The 14,750-nt window shown below is 52.5% G+C and carries 18 protein-coding genes; 16 read left to right on the top strand and 2 right to left on the bottom strand.

Features of this window, described 5'->3' with window-relative positions; translation table 11 throughout:
- Nucleotides 1–59 precede the first annotated feature (59 nt).
- From KJS42_RS01800 to KJS42_RS01775, 6 genes are all read left to right on the top strand, one after another.
- On the top strand, nucleotides 60–563 hold the full coding sequence (locus tag KJS42_RS01800; RefSeq protein ID WP_155605214.1) for a GNAT family N-acetyltransferase: 504 nt from the start codon (nucleotides 60–62) through the stop codon (nucleotides 561–563).
- Between the two features lie 118 nt (nucleotides 564–681).
- Nucleotides 682–1,191, top strand: coding sequence for a cupin domain-containing protein (locus KJS42_RS01795; protein ID WP_213621780.1), 510 nt, complete (start codon nucleotides 682–684; stop codon nucleotides 1,189–1,191).
- On the top strand, nucleotides 1,184–1,684 hold the full coding sequence (locus tag KJS42_RS01790; RefSeq protein WP_213621779.1) for a GNAT family N-acetyltransferase: 501 nt from the start codon (nucleotides 1,184–1,186) through the stop codon (nucleotides 1,682–1,684). Before KJS42_RS01795 ends, KJS42_RS01790 begins: the two co-directional genes overlap by 8 nt.
- Entirely contained in the window at nucleotides 1,681–2,181 is a 501-nt protein-coding gene (locus tag KJS42_RS01785) for a GNAT family N-acetyltransferase (protein WP_213621778.1), read from the top strand. Before KJS42_RS01790 ends, KJS42_RS01785 begins: the two co-directional genes overlap by 4 nt.
- Nucleotides 2,182–2,207: 26 nt before the next feature.
- Nucleotides 2,208–2,603, top strand: a complete 396-nt coding sequence (locus KJS42_RS23315; protein ID WP_193415140.1) for a zinc ribbon domain-containing protein — start codon at nucleotides 2,208–2,210, stop codon at nucleotides 2,601–2,603.
- Nucleotides 2,604–2,605: 2 nt separating this feature from the next.
- Complete coding sequence (locus KJS42_RS01775; protein WP_193415141.1) at nucleotides 2,606–3,028, top strand: NUDIX hydrolase; 423 nt, start codon at nucleotides 2,606–2,608, stop codon at nucleotides 3,026–3,028.
- Nucleotides 3,029–3,083: 55 nt separating this feature from the next.
- Here KJS42_RS01775 and KJS42_RS01770 read toward each other — a convergent pair whose 3' ends face one another.
- Nucleotides 3,084–4,364 (bottom strand): amino acid permease, encoded by a 1,281-nt coding sequence (locus tag KJS42_RS01770; RefSeq protein WP_213621777.1) that lies wholly within the window; start codon nucleotides 4,362–4,364, stop codon nucleotides 3,084–3,086.
- 115 nt (nucleotides 4,365–4,479) lie between these two features.
- Here KJS42_RS01770 and KJS42_RS01765 point away from each other — a divergent pair, with 115 nt between their 5' ends.
- The 5 genes from KJS42_RS01765 (at nucleotide 4,480) to KJS42_RS01745 (ending at nucleotide 10,554) form a co-directional block, all read left to right on the top strand.
- Nucleotides 4,480–5,388 (top strand): LysR family transcriptional regulator, encoded by a 909-nt coding sequence (locus KJS42_RS01765; protein ID WP_213621776.1) that lies wholly within the window; start codon nucleotides 4,480–4,482, stop codon nucleotides 5,386–5,388.
- Between the two features lie 88 nt (nucleotides 5,389–5,476).
- Nucleotides 5,477–6,943: an amino acid permease gene (locus KJS42_RS01760; RefSeq protein ID WP_213621775.1), complete on the top strand. Its 1,467-nt coding sequence runs from the start codon at nucleotides 5,477–5,479 to the stop codon at nucleotides 6,941–6,943.
- Between the two features lie 156 nt (nucleotides 6,944–7,099).
- The gene (locus KJS42_RS01755; RefSeq protein WP_213621774.1) at nucleotides 7,100–9,103 is read left to right on the top strand and encodes an alpha/beta hydrolase family protein; all 2,004 of its coding nucleotides are present in this window, start codon (nucleotides 7,100–7,102) and stop codon (nucleotides 9,101–9,103) included.
- 123 nt (nucleotides 9,104–9,226) lie between these two features.
- Complete coding sequence (locus KJS42_RS01750; RefSeq protein WP_155605222.1) at nucleotides 9,227–9,964, top strand: sulfite exporter TauE/SafE family protein; 738 nt, start codon at nucleotides 9,227–9,229, stop codon at nucleotides 9,962–9,964.
- Nucleotides 9,965–10,032: 68 nt separating this feature from the next.
- Entirely contained in the window at nucleotides 10,033–10,554 is a 522-nt protein-coding gene (locus KJS42_RS01745; RefSeq protein ID WP_193415147.1) for an HXXEE domain-containing protein, read from the top strand.
- 159 nt (nucleotides 10,555–10,713) lie between these two features.
- Here the strand turns inward: KJS42_RS01745 and KJS42_RS01740 are convergent, their stop codons facing one another.
- Nucleotides 10,714–11,424 (bottom strand): hypothetical protein, encoded by a 711-nt coding sequence (locus KJS42_RS01740; RefSeq protein WP_193415148.1) that lies wholly within the window; start codon nucleotides 11,422–11,424, stop codon nucleotides 10,714–10,716.
- 160 nt (nucleotides 11,425–11,584) lie between these two features.
- Here KJS42_RS01740 and KJS42_RS01735 point away from each other — a divergent pair, with 160 nt between their 5' ends.
- From KJS42_RS01735 to KJS42_RS01715, 5 genes are all read left to right on the top strand, one after another.
- Nucleotides 11,585–12,205: a class I SAM-dependent methyltransferase gene (locus KJS42_RS01735; protein ID WP_155605225.1), complete on the top strand. Its 621-nt coding sequence runs from the start codon at nucleotides 11,585–11,587 to the stop codon at nucleotides 12,203–12,205.
- Between the two features lie 146 nt (nucleotides 12,206–12,351).
- On the top strand, nucleotides 12,352–12,855 hold the full coding sequence (locus KJS42_RS01730) for a GNAT family N-acetyltransferase (RefSeq protein ID WP_193415149.1): 504 nt from the start codon (nucleotides 12,352–12,354) through the stop codon (nucleotides 12,853–12,855).
- A gap of 45 nt (nucleotides 12,856–12,900) precedes the next feature.
- Nucleotides 12,901–13,692, top strand: coding sequence for a lipid II flippase Amj family protein (locus KJS42_RS01725; RefSeq protein ID WP_193415150.1), 792 nt, complete (start codon nucleotides 12,901–12,903; stop codon nucleotides 13,690–13,692).
- Between the two features lie 29 nt (nucleotides 13,693–13,721).
- On the top strand, nucleotides 13,722–14,348 hold the full coding sequence (locus KJS42_RS01720) for an NUDIX hydrolase (RefSeq protein WP_213622094.1): 627 nt from the start codon (nucleotides 13,722–13,724) through the stop codon (nucleotides 14,346–14,348).
- A gap of 37 nt (nucleotides 14,349–14,385) precedes the next feature.
- Nucleotides 14,386–14,700, top strand: a complete 315-nt coding sequence (locus tag KJS42_RS01715) for a hypothetical protein (protein ID WP_193415151.1) — start codon at nucleotides 14,386–14,388, stop codon at nucleotides 14,698–14,700.
- The last annotated feature ends 50 nt before the right edge of the window (nucleotides 14,701–14,750 follow it).

Here is a 14,750-nt window from a genome sequence, read left to right as displayed (position 1 = left end):
GGATATTTATCTCCGTGACCAAAGAGGACGGTAACTCGCGAAACCAAGGAGGGCTCTACATGGACGTTCGAATCGCAACCATTTTACCGTCTCAGAAGGCGCTGTTCTTTAATTTGTTTAATTTGTATTTGCATGATTTGTCGGCTTTCACCGGCGAGGAACCGGGTGATGACGGGAGATTCGACCTAGCGAACACGTACCTCTATTTGGAGCGGGAGGAACTGCATCCTTATTTTATTTATTGTTCGGGGAAGGTGGCTGGTTTCCTACTGGTTTGCGCACCGCCTTTTGTACCTGAAGAGATCGATTTTACGGTACAGGAGATGTTTATTCTACATAAATATCGCGGGCAGAAAACGGCAGAGAAGGCCGTATCCGAAATCCTGCGGCGCTTGTCGGGCCGGATTCGGGTGGAACAGTTGCAGAATAACGCCATTGCCGTTGCTTTCTGGAAGAAGATTTACCGGCAGCACGGAATCACATTCGTCGAGTCGATCGAAAGCGTGGAAATCGAGGGGCTGCCTGGTCTCCACGAGGTTCTGGCCCAAACCTTTTCGTTATAAGAGAACAAGAACCATCCGAACGGTCCGAAATTAGGTATAATGGAGAGACCAACGCATGACCCGGCCCCAGGAAAAGATGATCGGCGGCCGGGCATTTTTTTATCTAGGGGGGAGAGGTATGGCACATCTTTATCACGCGGACCGCGTTACGTACCATCTGAAGCAATCACCGATTCCGGAGTTTGCTTGGCACACCAGCGAACGCTTGGCGGAGCTGTCCGGCTCCAAACACTTGACGTTCGATATCCGCTCGTTGGATCCGGGGAAATACTCATATCCGTATCATTTTCACCGCAATGCCGAGGAACTCTTCGTTATTCTGGAGGGAAGCGCGTTGCTCCGTACGCCGGAAGGGAAACAGGAATTACAAACCGGGGATGTCGTCTTCTTCGAGACGGGTCCTTCAGGAGCACACCAGCTGCTTAATCATACGGAAAAGCCGTGCAAGTATCTGGATATTCGCACGAATGTGGGGCTGGATGTCTGCGAATATCCGGATTCGGGGAAAATTAATATTTTGCCTTATCAGGAAATTTACGATAGCGCTGACCAAGTGGACTATTTTAAGGGCGAGGATCAGGTTGCAGATAAATGGGCGGCCAAGGAGCGCGGGATAGAAAATGAATAGTAGTCCATCGCAACTTCGCTTTTATGCTAAGGAGGAGGATTTTGAAACGCTTCAAGGGTTTGAGCTCCTCTCCGAGCAAGTCGAATTTACTGCGCTGCCTGGCGAGGCTTTGGAAGTGGCTGCCCAGGATCCAAACCGGTATCCGGTGGTCATCCAATCGGCGGAAGGGGAGACGGTCGGATTCTTCGTGTTGCACCTGAATGCGGGTTCGGATTTGTTGGTCGATAACCCGCGGGCCATCCTCTTACGGGCCTTATCGGTTGACTTCCGGCAACAGGGTAAAGGGTATGCCAAAGCGGCAATGCTGCAGCTTCCCGCTTTCGTAAGGGAACACTTCCCCGAAGTCGATGAAATCGTGCTTGCCGTAAACGCACGGAATCTTACCGCCCAGCGGCTATACCTCCAGGTCGGGTTTGAAGACCGCGGTTTAACGCGATTAGGTCCGGTGGGATTGCAACATATCTATCATTTCAAGATGGAGAGAACGGGATGACTCTAATTAGAGAGATTCGAGAGGACGACGCCGAGCGGTTCTTGCGCCTTTGCCTGCGATTGGATCAGGAAACGAAATTTATGCTTTATGAACCGGGAGAACGAACCACGACAGTAGAGCTTCAGCGGGATCGGATTCAAGCGATTCTGGCGGATGGACGCTCCACGATCCTAGTAGCGGAGGAGATAGGCGAGCTCGTTGGTTATCTGGCTATCTTCGGCGGGAATGCGAACAAAACGAAACACATCGGTCACATCGTCATAGGTATTATTGAAGCTTATACAGGAAGTGGCTTGGGGACTTCGCTGTTTCATGCGGCCGAAAAGTGGCGCGAAGAGAGCGAGCTCACCAAGTTCGAATTAACGGTGATGGTACCGAATGAACGGGCCGCTGCGCTTAATAAGAAAATGGGTTTTGAAATCGAAGGGGTTAAACGAGATTCCATTCGGATGGATGGGATGTACGTCGACGAGTACTATATGGGGAAAATTTTCTAAGCTTGATCTCTAAGGAGGCGGAGGCCATGATTCAATGTCCTTGGTGCGGAGAGCGGGTCGTTTTGGTCCAAGACGTTTGTCCCGAATGCAGACATGAGGTGCTTCCGGAGCATCTGGAGGGATTGCCCGGCCCGGAACCTGGCGATCCCACCGAACCCCCTCGGGTCATGGATTACTTCAATTTGGAAGAAGTGCTGCAGCGCCGGTTCAAATGTGGCAAGTGTGGGAACCGGGAGGCAACGGTGAAAGAGGTGGCGATGACCGGCACCGGACTGAGTCAACTGATGGACATCCAGCACAACCATTACCTCTTTGTCTCCTGCCTGCATTGCGGTCATGTGGAAATCTATGACCCGGACGTACTTCGAGGACACCCGTCTGGCAAATTCTCGACCATTCTGGATTTATTGTTTGGAGGTTAACGATGAAACGAACGGATGTCGTGTATCTATTGATTACCGATGAGACTAGAACTAAAGTGCTCATGGTGCAGAATGAAAATGAAGCCTGGACGTTGCCGGGAGGTGCGGTAGAGCCTGGAGAGACGCTGCAGATGGCGGCGATCCGCGAAGGCAAGGAGGAGACGGGACTGGATGTTAAGGTGTTCGGGATCGTGGCCGTGAACGAATTCGTACATACGGATAGAGATGAACATGTGGTATTACTGACATTCCGGGCGGAAATCGTCAGCGGTGACCTGGAGATTACCCGGCCGGACGAAATTCTGGCTATCGAGTGGGTGGATGTGCAGCATGCCGATGAACGGATGCCCTATTATCTCGAAGGAATTAGTTCTATCGTGACGAAGGGTGTGGAGGTCACGTATTTTGACGAAGGCCGAATCTGAGATTTGAACATCAATAAGGCCTGCCGAACTCTCGGCAGGCTTTTCCGATATTGGTTTAGGATTCCAGTGAAGCCGCCTTCCGCCGACTGATGCGTAACTGGATCGCGAGAAACAACAGGGTGATTAGCAGCGGGTACAGCATGGCCCAGCCGGTGAACGGAAACACGACGGCCGTGGCGGCGAAAGAAATCCAGCTAAGGACAACTCCGGTGCGGCTGCCTTTCAGAAGCCGAATCCCCGCGGCGCAGCCGCCCATATACGTCAGAATAAAGGTCGCGTTCGGAAACTGGATCAGCGTACTTAGGGATACCGTCCCGGTTCCGTAAAGCATCATCACTGCCGCAAAGCAGAACATGAGGAATAAAAGCGAGCCGGTGGGGGTGTGAAACCGTGGAGACAACCCCTTCCACCATTTCGGGGCACTGCCTTCGCGAGCCATGGCGTATGCGACCCGAGCGGCAGCTCCGGTATAGGCGATGATCGCGGCCATGCAAATGAACAGCCCCGTAACCCCGGCGACGATACCGCCCCATGAACCCAGCGGCTGACTGATAATCCAGACCATGGAAGACTCTGAGCCGCCCTTCAGGTAGCTTTGCGTGCCAACCGTGGCTAATGCCGACAAAAAGTATAAAGTCCCTACGATAATTGCGGCGGCGGTCACCCCTTTGATTGCCGCCTTTTGCGGATCCTTAAACTCCTCGGACATGTGCGATACCGCCTCCCAGCCGATGAAGCACCAGAACAGCATGGAAGCGGCCTGGCCGACGCTGAGCCAGCCATGCGGCATAAACGGGGTAAAATGAACGCTTTCCATTCGCGGTAATGCCGCCCCGAAAGCGAAGATTAACACGGAGGCGATGGCAATAACTACGGCAATCTGGATTTTGCCGGCGAGCTGCATGCCGACCCAGTTCGTCAGCAGGCCGACGGCCAACATCACTGCGGCAACCGTCAGCTTGGCACCTTCTCCCCAGCCCAGCGCCGCGGATAAGTACCCGGCACCGGTCAAAGCGGCCACAGGTCCACCGATCGGCACCGACATCAGGAAAAACCAGCCGACGAGCGTTCCGGTTTTCTTCCCATAAGCTAAGGTTACGAAGTGAGATACCCCGCCGGCATTTGGATATTTAGCTGAAAGCAGTCCCATCGACAACGCCATCGGCAAAATAAGCAAAGTCATGAATCCCCACGCGAGCAAGGAAGCCGGGCCGGCCGTCTCCGCCGCCAGTCCGGGTACGATCAAGACGCCGGAGCCCAACACGGCGCCGATGTATAATGCGATAGCCTGCGGCAGGCCAATCCCTTTTTGGAGTTTGGTGCTTGTTTCTTTCATGGAGGTTTCCTGCTTTCATTGTGTTTTTTTCTAGCGTATCAGATAATAGATCCATAGGAAAAACAGAATTATCGAATTTTATCCATTCGAATTTCCGATGGAAGTAGGTGAACTAATGGAGTCCCGTCATTTATTTACGTTTCTGGTTGTGGTCGAGGCTGGCAGCTTTACTCGGGCCGCGCAGCAGCTCGATTATGCGCAGTCCAGCGTTACGGCACAAATTCAGGCATTGGAGGCAGAAGTCGGGTTGCCGCTGTTCGACCGGATCGGCAGAAGGATCGTCTTAACCGATGCGGGTCGACGATTGCTCCCCTTCGCCCAAGAGATCTCCAAGATCCACGAGATGGCCAAAAACGCCCTGCGTCCGGAAGCGGATATGGCCGGATCCCTAAAGATCGGTGCACCGGAATCGCTGGCTGCGTTCCGTTTGCCGGAGGTCATCCGTCATTACAGGCAGCGTTATCCTCAAGTGCAGATCGTGCTGAAGCCCGGACAGTGCTGGGAATTAAGGGATCTGGTTCGTTCAGGGGAACTGGATGTGGCTTTTCTACTACAGCCGGAGGTGGAGGATCGGGACTTGCACATTGAAACGCTTGTTCATGAGCCGATGGCACTGGTCGCTCCGGCTGACCATCCCTTAAGCCAGGAGCCGGAAGTCGTTCCGGCCCAGTTGAAGGATCAAACGATCCTGCACACCGAAAGCGGCTGTTCCTATCGTACCTTGTTTGAGCACTATTTGAACAGTCATGGCGTTTTCCCCGATCCGAACTTAGAGTTCTGGAGCGTTGAAGCGATCAAACAGTGCGTGATAACCGGCTTAGGCCTGTCCTTCTTGCCCCTGATCACCGTGCGCAGCGAACTTACGGAAGGCAAGCTGGTGAAGCTGAACTGGAACGACGAATCTCAGCGGGTTGCAACCCAGTTAGCCTTACACCGCAAGAAATGGAGATCTCCGGCTTTGGAGCAATTCGTCTCTATGGTACGGGAACAAGCGGAGCGGTGGCGCGAAGAAGCGGCTTTGTAGGCCTTTGCATCGCATTTATGTAACATATTTTCGTTATAATACGCCAATACTCCCTATAGTTACTAAAGCGAATAGGGAGGCGGGCGATGTGAGTAACGGCAAGGCAAGGGAAAAAGGAATCTCCACGTTTCATTTAACGATGCTGGCGCTTGGCACAGTGGTCGGAGGCTCGTTCTTTCTCGGTTCGGGCGTAGCGATTAAAGCGGCGGGTCCCAGCATCTTGTTTTCATATATTCTCGGTGGTTTGCTGGTCTACGTCATCCTCTATGCTCTTTCGGAAATGACGGCAGCCGACCCGGTGCCGGGCTCTTTTCGCACGTATGCCGAACGCAGCTTTGGGCGGGGCGCCGGATTTGTAACTGGCTGGGTATATTGGATCGGCTTGATTCTGGCGATGTCCAGCGAATCGATTGCCGCGTCAACATTTTTGAGGGAGTGGTTCCCGAGATTCCCGGAGGTCGCCATGGGTATGATCATCATTGTGGGGATCACTTTGCTTAATTTGCTCGGGGCCAACTACCTAAGCAAGCTGGAAAGTGGTCTTGCCGCAGTCAAGTTGCTGGCGATCGTCGGGTTCATCGTGATTGGGCTAGCCCTGATCGCAGGCTGGGTACCCGGAACCCCGGCCGCAGGCGTGGGTGAATTGCGGGGAACAGCATGGTTTCCGGGCGGATTCACGGGAATTGCCGGCAGCATGCTGATTGTGATTTTCACCTACGCTGGATTTGAGGTCATCGGCTTGGCCGCTTCCGAGGTTGAGAATCCCAAGAAGACGATTCCCCGGGCCATCAACATGACCTTGATTAGCTTGGTGGCGTTATATATTGCCGCCATCGCCGTGGTCCTTATGCTGTATCCGACGCAAGGCATGATTGCGGATCAAAGTCCGCTGGTATTGGCCTTAACCCGTTGGGGAATGGGGTGGGCCGGGATGTTGATCAATATCGTGATGATAACGGCAATTTTGTCTACCATGCTGGCCTCCACGTTTGGCCTTGCCCGGATGCTGCGTTCCCTAGCAGCGGAAGGTCATGCCCCCGCTTGGCTGAAAGACCGGCAGGATATCCCCTATAAGGGGATCTTGTTCTCTGGAGCCGCCATGCTGTTTGGCTTGGCCATGGGTTACCTGCTTCCTCAGCAGGTTTACCTCTTCCTGGTCAGCTGCGGCGGGTTTTCGCTGCTGTTCTCTTATTTTATGATTCTGGCATCGCACTATCGCTGGCGGCGAACGACGCCTTGCTCTCCCGAAGCCGCCTGCCAGCTTCCGGGATATCCTTACACGTCTTGGGCTGGCCTTATCGGCATGGTCGGGATTATCGCGAGTATGCCGTTTATTTCCGGACAAGGCGCCGGGCTGGTGGTTGGTTTGAGCTTGGTCGCCCTGCTTGCCGGGATCTACTGGGTGAAACAGAGAAGATCCCGTGAACCTGTTCGGACCCTGCCAACGCGGGTCACAACGCCGCTGATGGAAGCGGCGGAGGAGATGACCGGCGGCAGGGGAATCCGGGAGGCTGATGGCGAAGCGCAAAGCCCCACATCTGAGTCGAAAGAATAATGCTGATCTCGCGTGACTTCCTCCAATTTCTAGAGACCTACTCCGAACTTGATCGGGGAAGGTCTTTTTTTATGGATTTCATAGCGACTTCTTCTTCTGTTGCGGATCTCGGCGTAGTAGAATGGGATAAAATGCCGGAAAAGGAGTGGGTCAGGAATGGAAGCGTTGCAGCTTGAGGATTTTACCGGGTATCGTTTCCTGTCGGCCGTACAGCTTTCACCAAACGGAAGTTATGCCGCCTATGGCGTGAAAATCAGCAATCCAGAGAAGCAGGGGTATCTCTCCGATTTATGGATCACTTCAGTTCGAGACGGGCAAACCCGTCAGTATACGGGAATGGGAGATGTAGGGTCGTTTCGTTGGCTGGATGACGATACTCTGTTCATTCAGGCAGACCGGGAGCATCTGGACAAGGAGCCGCATCCGCTTGAGCCCCAAACCCATTTCTATACCTTGCGCCTGGATGGAGGCGAAGCGCTCAAAGCTTTTACCCTTCCGCTGCGAGTAACGGAAATCTTGCCGCTGAACGACAGCCGATGGGCGGTACGTGCCTCTTACGACAACGCCAATCCGACAATCACGGGACAGACGGAGGAAGACAAGGCCAAAGCTCGGAAGGCTTACGATGAAGAGCAGGATTACACGGTCTTGGACGAAATTCCGTTTTGGCAAAACGGTGCGGGAATCACCAATAAGAAGCGGAATCGAATTTATTTGTATGATGCGGCAAACGGAAGCTTGACGCCGGTAAGCGCTCCGTCTTTTGACGTATCCCTGATGAAAGTGAACGATACTCGAACGCAGCTCATGTACATAGGGGTAGATTATTCTGACAAAATGGAACTGACCGATTCGCTCTGGACTTTGGATCTTGGCACAGCCCAAGCGCGCGAACGGATTCCGGCCGGCACTTATCAGTTCCGTTCGGCTGAGTTTCTAGGGCAAGATATCGTATTCGCCGCTTCGGAGCACAGAAAATATACGATCAACGAAAACCCGACGTTTTCGCGCTTGGACCCGGAAGGGCGGATCGTCCGGTTTGCCGATCCGGACTTCTCCGTGGGCAACACGGTAGGTAGCGACTGCCGCTTGGGCGAAGGACGATGGTTTAAGGCGGAGAAGGACGGCATTTACTGTCTTGTAACCGACCGGGCATGCTCCCGGTTGTGTAAAATCACCTATGATGGACATACCGAGTTTCTCAGCCAAGCCGAAGGCTCTATGGATGTGTTCGCCAAGAGCGGGGGAACAGTTGTGTTCATTGGGATGCGGGAGCAACGGCTGCAAGAGCTCTACCAGCTAGAACTGTCCTCCGGGGAGGAAATTCAACTTACAAATTTCAACGATCAGGTCCTGCATGGAAAATACGTTGCGGTCCCGCAGCCGCTGAGCTTCGTAAACAAGGACAGCGTGGAGATCGACGGCTGGGTGCTGCTGCCGAAGGATTATGATGCTAGCCGAACATATCCGGCCATCCTGAACATTCACGGCGGTCCGAAAACCGTATACGGAACGGTATTTTTCCATGAAATGCAGCTGTGGGCCAATGATGGTTATTTCGTGTTATACAGCAATCCGCGAGGAGGGGACGGACGCGGGGACGATTTTGCTGATATCCGGGGGCGCTATGGCACGATCGATTATGAGGATTTGATGGAATTCACGGATCGGGCCTTGGCAGCTTATCCCGCGATCGACTCGCAGCGGCTGGGCGTCACCGGGGGAAGCTACGGCGGGTTTATGACGAACTGGATCATTGGGCATACCGAGCGTTTTGCCGCCGCCGTCTCTCAGCGGTCCATCTCCAATTGGATTTCAATGTGCTGTACCACCGATATCGGCTACTATTTCGCCGTAGATCAAACCGCTTCTACGCCGTGGGACGGGGCGGAGCACATGTGGGAGCAGTCCCCGCTAAAGTATGCGGACCGCGTGCAAACCCCGACCCTGTTTCTTCATTCCGACGAAGATTTCCGCTGCTGGCAGGTGGAGGCACTGCAGATGTTTACCGCTTTGAAAATGCATGGCGTGGCGTCGCGGTTATGTCTGTTCAAAGGCGAAAACCACGAGTTGTCCCGTTCGGGCAAACCGGTGCACCGGATTCGCCGACTGAAGGAAATTTCGGCGTGGTTTCATCTCTATTTACAACCGACGATGTAGCTAGAATTCCTCCTTCGGCTCTTCGGCCGGTTCGAGAGATTGGGCATAGAAGGAACCGGCCGATGGTGGTAAAGTAGACGGAGTATATCTACAGGAAAATCACCCCAGAAGGAGCCCGTTCTCATGGAGTCGTCCGTCCTTATCTTGCTTGGTATCATCGTTATTTTGGCAGCCGGATTCACACAGGGACTAACCAGTTTTGGTTTTGCGCTGATCGCGACGCCGATCCTAGGTCAGATCATTTCGTTGCAGGAAACGGTTCCGATCATCGTCATGTTGAGCCTATGCACGAATGTGATTGTATTCGCTGGCTGCTACAAACACGCCGATATTCGTAAGATCTGGCTCCTGATCCTCTCTAGCTTGTTGGCTGCTCCGCTGGGGACCTATCTTTTGCTCTTTTTAAGCGGGGATGTCCTAAAGCTGGCTACTGGCACCCTCATTATCCTTGTGGCTGCGCTTCAACTGGTGGGCAAATCGTTTCCGGTCAAGCGGGACAAGCTGGCGTACCTGCCGATCGGCGCATTGAGCGGGCTGCTGAATGGAAGCATCTCGATGAGCGGTCCGCCGGTCGCTTTGTTTCTATCCAACCAGGGAGTGGGCAAGGAGACGTTTCGTGCCAATATTTCGGTATACGGGATCTTCCTTAACATCGTGACGATCTTGACCTACCTGTACGGGGGATTGTTGACTCGAGAGACACTTCACTACACAGGCTGGTTCGTCCCGAGCATGCTGATCGGCGTGTTCGTCGGCATTCGTGCGCTGAAGAAGCTGGATGAGCAGCGGTTTAAACGAGTAGCCCTATGGCTGATCATGGTTTCCGGCGTGTGGACGATCATTGGCGTTGTGACAGGGTAAGCCAATGTGGAGAATGAGGGGAAGACTGAGGTTGTTGTGATTGGATCTGTTCGAGAGGGGGGTAGTAGATGGACGACTTAAGTATTTCATCTCTGGTCTGGCTGTTTCTCGTAGCGTTTGTCATCCATGACATGGAGGAGATGATCTGGGTCGGGCCATGGGCGAAGCGAAATCGTCAGAAGGCGGTGGCTGCGGTCCCGGCTCGTATGAGGCGTTCGTTAACGCAGATGCTTACCATCAACAGCAGCCAATTCGCCGTGGCCGTTCTGCTGGAATTTATCGTCTTTGTTCCGTTTACGCTGATGGCGGCGGAGCAAGGAAGGTTCTTTATCTTCTTATCCATTAACTCATTGTTCTTCTTGCATGTGTTTACTCATGTGGCCCAGTCGCTCTATTTGAAAATGTACACGCCGGGCGTCGTCACCGCCGTTCTGATTGTACTTCCTTATTCGTTGGTTTTGTTTGACCGTCTGCTTTCGGATAACCTGGTAACCTGGGGCGAGATTCTGCTCAGCGTTCCGGTTGGGTTGCTCGTCGTACCGCTGGTGATGGTCGGCCATGAGCTGGGCAAACGTTGGGTGAAGTCTTAGCGGACAACGACGCAGTGAATTTTGGGACTATCTGCAGGTCTTAAATCACAAACCCCGCCATTACGTTCTTTAACCCTTACTGCTGACTTATCCCTAAATCAGAGAAAAATAAAAGCCTTCCGGTCGCGCACTGATGCCGCTGGAAGGCTTTTGAAATGGCTATAAGATCGATTCTTGGCTCAAGGCACTGGTCGGCCTTTGTTCGCGCAGCTGGTTCAGCAAATCCTTCATGCGGGCCGGGATTTCTCGCTTCAGTTCCTCCCAGGTTACCAGCATGTCGGGCGTCCAATCGAACGGCATATAAGTGCCGGCGATGTCAAACCGGAAGCTGCGGAGATGCTTGGCCGCGAGCTCATCGGCATCGGGTAGTGTCTTATACGTACCGCGTAGCATGTCGGGCTCCAGTACGCCGTCTTTTCCCGCATGCTCGCCGGTTGCCAGATGCAAGTTCGGCAGTAGATCGAACAGCTCGCGAAGCGGGGAGTAGGCGTGTTTTCCCGGCTGACAATATAAGCTGATGCTTCCATCAGATCCGACGTTCGTTTTACTGGGGGCGATGCCTTTCAAGTACGTCCCGTGGAAGCTGGCCTCGCAATCGACGACAGCCCCTTGCGGCGACAGGAAGATCCACATATGTTCCAGATCGTAGAGATGCGTAATATCGTAGTCCCAATAGACCGCATATTCGATCACGGCGCCAACGCGCTTGTGATCAACCTCCAGCATTCGTTTGAACGAAGGGGATGGCCCGGTTTCCGTAAGCACCGTCACGCCGACCCGGATGGGACGGAACGGCTCATGTTCATCGATGAGCATGCGCGGGATATGATGAAAGGCCAACTCCCGCCAGTTGGCACTGTTGTCCAGCATGTTGATTGCCTCCTCTTATCTCATTTGATCCCATGACAAGCTTAGCACGTGTTTTTCATCCCAGTGTTAACCTCAGAATAAGGTTTTTCCTATATCTATCATCAGTTCTCTAATATAATGTTTGTGAACGAAAATACATACCTATTGGAGTGTGAGGATCTTGCAAGAAATATTCAAGCAAGTACCGTTGTACCGTTTTCTGGCCTATTGTATGGAAACGAACCTTCCAAGACGGATTCTCGATTGCGGGGCTGGCGGGGACATGCCTCCCTTGAGCCTGTTTAGCGCTTACGGCTTTACTACCTATGGCATCGATGCGGATCCGGAGCAATGCCACCGAGCTAATGCGTATGGCCGGCAAAAAGACCAATCCTTGAACATCCGTGAAGGGGATATGCGCAAATTAGACTTTCCAGATCAATCGATGGGGTTTGTGTACTCGTACAATTCGATATTTCATATGCGTAAACAAGAGGTCCTACAATCGCTTGTGGAGTTAAAGCGCGTCTTAATGCCGGGCGGGCTGATGTTCGTTAATTTTCTGACGACAAATGACTTCCGATGCGGGCAAGGTCCCGACGTGGGGAATCATGAACACGAGCAATTTGATGATGACCAACCGGTGATTCATTCCTATTACGAGCCGGGGGAGCCAGATGCTCTCCTGAGCGATATGGAGATTTTGTATAAAGAGGACAGGGTGCTTGAAAGAATTTATGAAGGAGAACGCATCAGACAAGGGTTCGTTGATTACATTGTTAGAAAGAAAGCGATTTCATGATTAGGGGTAGCATTCCCCGTTGCGAACAGTGTATCATAGATTTGTAAAATGTCCTTTATATCACTTTTGAACATACGACCCGGCTGGAGATCGCCCATATCCAAGGCTGGGTTCAGTTATTTTAGACAGAGAAAGGATTGAAGTTGATGGATTCACTGCTGATCCGTCCGGCAAGTCTGAACGATATCGACGGCATTCGCGAGGTGGCCGTGGAAACCTGGAACAGCACGTACGAAACGATTTATCCGGAGCATTTCATTGCGACGTATTTGACCCATGCCTATGCCAAGAGCAGCCTGGAACAAAGCATTACGTTGGATGAGGCGCAATCGTCGCGCAAGTTTTTGGTTTCGGAATGGGAAGGGGAAATCGTTGGTTTCGGCCAATTGTCGGAGCCGGATGAGGGAGTTAGCGAACTGACTCGACTATATATATTAAAAGAGCATCAGCGTAAGCGCATCGGCAAGCAATTGCTGAACGAGCTGATTCGCCAGAACCCCTTGATTAAGGAAATTTATGCCTGGTGTGAACGCGAGAACGGCATCGGTACGCTTTTTTATAAATCGAACGGGTTCGTGTATACCGAAGAGAAGGAAGAAGTATTGTTCGATTATCGAACGATGATGGCCAAATACGTGAAACGCATTTAGGCAAGGCCATGAATCTAAGGGAAGTTAAGTGGAGATGGGAATAAATTGACCACCAATCTGGCCATTGTATGTATCCTAACGATGATTATTCATGCAGCAGAGACCCTATCGTATTCAATCCGTTATGCCGGTGTGAAATTGAACAAAATCGTTGTTGCGTTGTCTCTGACCGGGATCGTCGTGCTTGTATCTAGAACAGCGAATATGCTTCAGGCACCGATGACGGCCACATTTATCGATCACGCCAGGAAGTATCCCGATTTTCAGGTGATGGACACGCTGCGGATCATCCTGTTGGCCGGTTCTGCCGGAACGCTGCTGGCGATGCTTCTATTTCCTACCTGTGTAAATCTCTTTGAACGCGTGATCGCCAAGCTGGAGGTGGCAGGATCGCTGCCCAAGCTGGTCACGAGCGTATCGATCCCGCAGCTCAAAAACGTCCGGCATTATTTTCGCAAGCCCAACCTGCGTCTTCGTTCCTTTCGCCTCATGGGAGTTCCGAAGCGCTTTATATTGCTGAATATCGCGGTGACCGCTTTCTATACGGTTGGCGTGTTGGCTTCTTTATACGCTGCTTATCTGGTGCCGGAACTGGCCACGACGGCCTCACAAGCGTCCGGCATCATTAACGGCGTCGCTACCATCCTGCTGACGATCTTTATCGATCCAAAGCTCGGGCTGATTACGGAACGGGCGCTACATCAGGAAGAATCCCGGCAACAACTCGGGAAGATCTATATTTTATTGATGGGTGCCAGATTTCTGGGGACGCTTGCGGCACAAGCAATCATTCTGCCAGCAGCCTATTTGATCTCGGTAGCGGTTCAATGGATCTAGAGCATTTCTACACGAAAGGTTGCGATACGATGTCGGACTCGATTCCACGGCGGTTATGGCTGGAATGGGCGAAGCAAATCCAGTCGATTAGTCAGGCCGGGTTGGCCTATTCTAAAGATATGTACGACCTTGAGCGTTTTGAAATGCTTCGCGAGCTCAGCGTGGACATTCTGGCCCGTTACACGGAGGTTGAGACGGAGAAAATTAAGTCCCTGTTTGCCGGAGAAAGCGGGTATGCCACCCCAAAAGTTGACGTTCGCGGCGCGGTATTCCAAGAAGACCGGATTTTGCTCGTCAGAGAACGAATTGACGTGGCTTGGGCGCTTCCCGGCGGTTGGGCGGACATCGGTCTTTCGCCGAAAGAAGTCGTTGTCAAGGAAGTGAAGGAAGAAGCCGGTCTTACTGTTGTCCCCGTGCGATTGCTTGCCGTGTTGGACAAGAAATTCCACGAGCATCCTCCCGAAGCTTACCATATCTACAAATTGTTCATTTTGTGCGAGATCGCCGGAGGGCAAGCGGAAGCCGGGATGGAGACGCTGGAGGTCGGATTCTTCGGCCGGGACGAATTACCGCCATTGTCCACGGGGAGAAACACCTCGAAACAGATTGAACGTTTATTCGACCTTCGTCACGAAACTGAAGTATGGCTTGACTAGGCACACTTAACCCGATGAAGGAAGGCAGGTCATCCTTATGTTATCCAAACGCAAAACTTTGATTTTCTTGATCCTGTCGCAGCTCGTGTATTTGATGTTTTCTATCTCGTGGCTTGTCGTGCTGGGCATTTCTGCGTATTTGTTTCGAGATTCCGGCGATGTGAATCCAGGGATCAGAGGGTTGTTTGCCTACCTCCAGGCTTATCCCGGGGGGCTACTGCTAGGCTTGATTTTGGGATGGACCTTCTTCGCTAAAGGCAAATACAAACAAGCCGTATGGTGGAATCTGCTCCCTTTGCTTTGGGTGGTGCCGTTTATAGGGATCATCATCTACGCCAATATCTTCGCATGAATTCCCCTTGCAGGAAGCAGGTTATTCTATCCAACTTCACGTTGGTTTTG

The organism is Paenibacillus sp. J53TS2, assembly GCF_018403305.1.
Lineage (GTDB): Bacteria > Bacillota > Bacilli > Paenibacillales > Paenibacillaceae > Fontibacillus > Fontibacillus rhizolycopersici.
The sequence above is the reverse complement of the archived record's forward strand: the minus strand, read 5'-3'. Positions and strand labels throughout refer to the sequence as shown.

Bases quoted from the DNA above. Each gene is read 5' to 3' on its own strand.
- KJS42_RS01800 (WP_155605214.1), top strand. From the start codon at position 60: ATGGACGTTCGAATCGCAACCATTTTACCGTCTCAGAAGGCGCTGTTC.
- KJS42_RS01795 (WP_213621780.1), top strand. From the start codon at position 682: ATGGCACATCTTTATCACGCGGACCGCGTTACGTACCATCTGAAGCAA.
- KJS42_RS01790 (WP_213621779.1), top strand. From the start codon at position 1,184: ATGAATAGTAGTCCATCGCAACTTCGCTTTTATGCTAAGGAGGAGGAT.
- KJS42_RS01785 (WP_213621778.1), top strand. From the start codon at position 1,681: ATGACTCTAATTAGAGAGATTCGAGAGGACGACGCCGAGCGGTTCTTG.
- KJS42_RS23315 (WP_193415140.1), top strand. From the start codon at position 2,208: ATGATTCAATGTCCTTGGTGCGGAGAGCGGGTCGTTTTGGTCCAAGAC.
- KJS42_RS01775 (WP_193415141.1), top strand. From the start codon at position 2,606: ATGAAACGAACGGATGTCGTGTATCTATTGATTACCGATGAGACTAGA.
- KJS42_RS01770 (WP_213621777.1), bottom strand. From the start codon at position 4,364: ATGAAAGAAACAAGCACCAAACTCCAAAAAGGGATTGGCCTGCCGCAG.
- KJS42_RS01765 (WP_213621776.1), top strand. From the start codon at position 4,480: ATGGAGTCCCGTCATTTATTTACGTTTCTGGTTGTGGTCGAGGCTGGC.
- KJS42_RS01755 (WP_213621774.1), top strand. From the start codon at position 7,100: ATGGAAGCGTTGCAGCTTGAGGATTTTACCGGGTATCGTTTCCTGTCG.
- KJS42_RS01750 (WP_155605222.1), top strand. From the start codon at position 9,227: ATGGAGTCGTCCGTCCTTATCTTGCTTGGTATCATCGTTATTTTGGCA.
- KJS42_RS01745 (WP_193415147.1), top strand. From the start codon at position 10,033: ATGGACGACTTAAGTATTTCATCTCTGGTCTGGCTGTTTCTCGTAGCG.
- KJS42_RS01740 (WP_193415148.1), bottom strand. From the start codon at position 11,424: ATGCTGGACAACAGTGCCAACTGGCGGGAGTTGGCCTTTCATCATATC.
- KJS42_RS01730 (WP_193415149.1), top strand. From the start codon at position 12,352: ATGGATTCACTGCTGATCCGTCCGGCAAGTCTGAACGATATCGACGGC.
- KJS42_RS01720 (WP_213622094.1), top strand. From the start codon at position 13,722: ATGTCGGACTCGATTCCACGGCGGTTATGGCTGGAATGGGCGAAGCAA.
- KJS42_RS01715 (WP_193415151.1), top strand. From the start codon at position 14,386: ATGTTATCCAAACGCAAAACTTTGATTTTCTTGATCCTGTCGCAGCTC.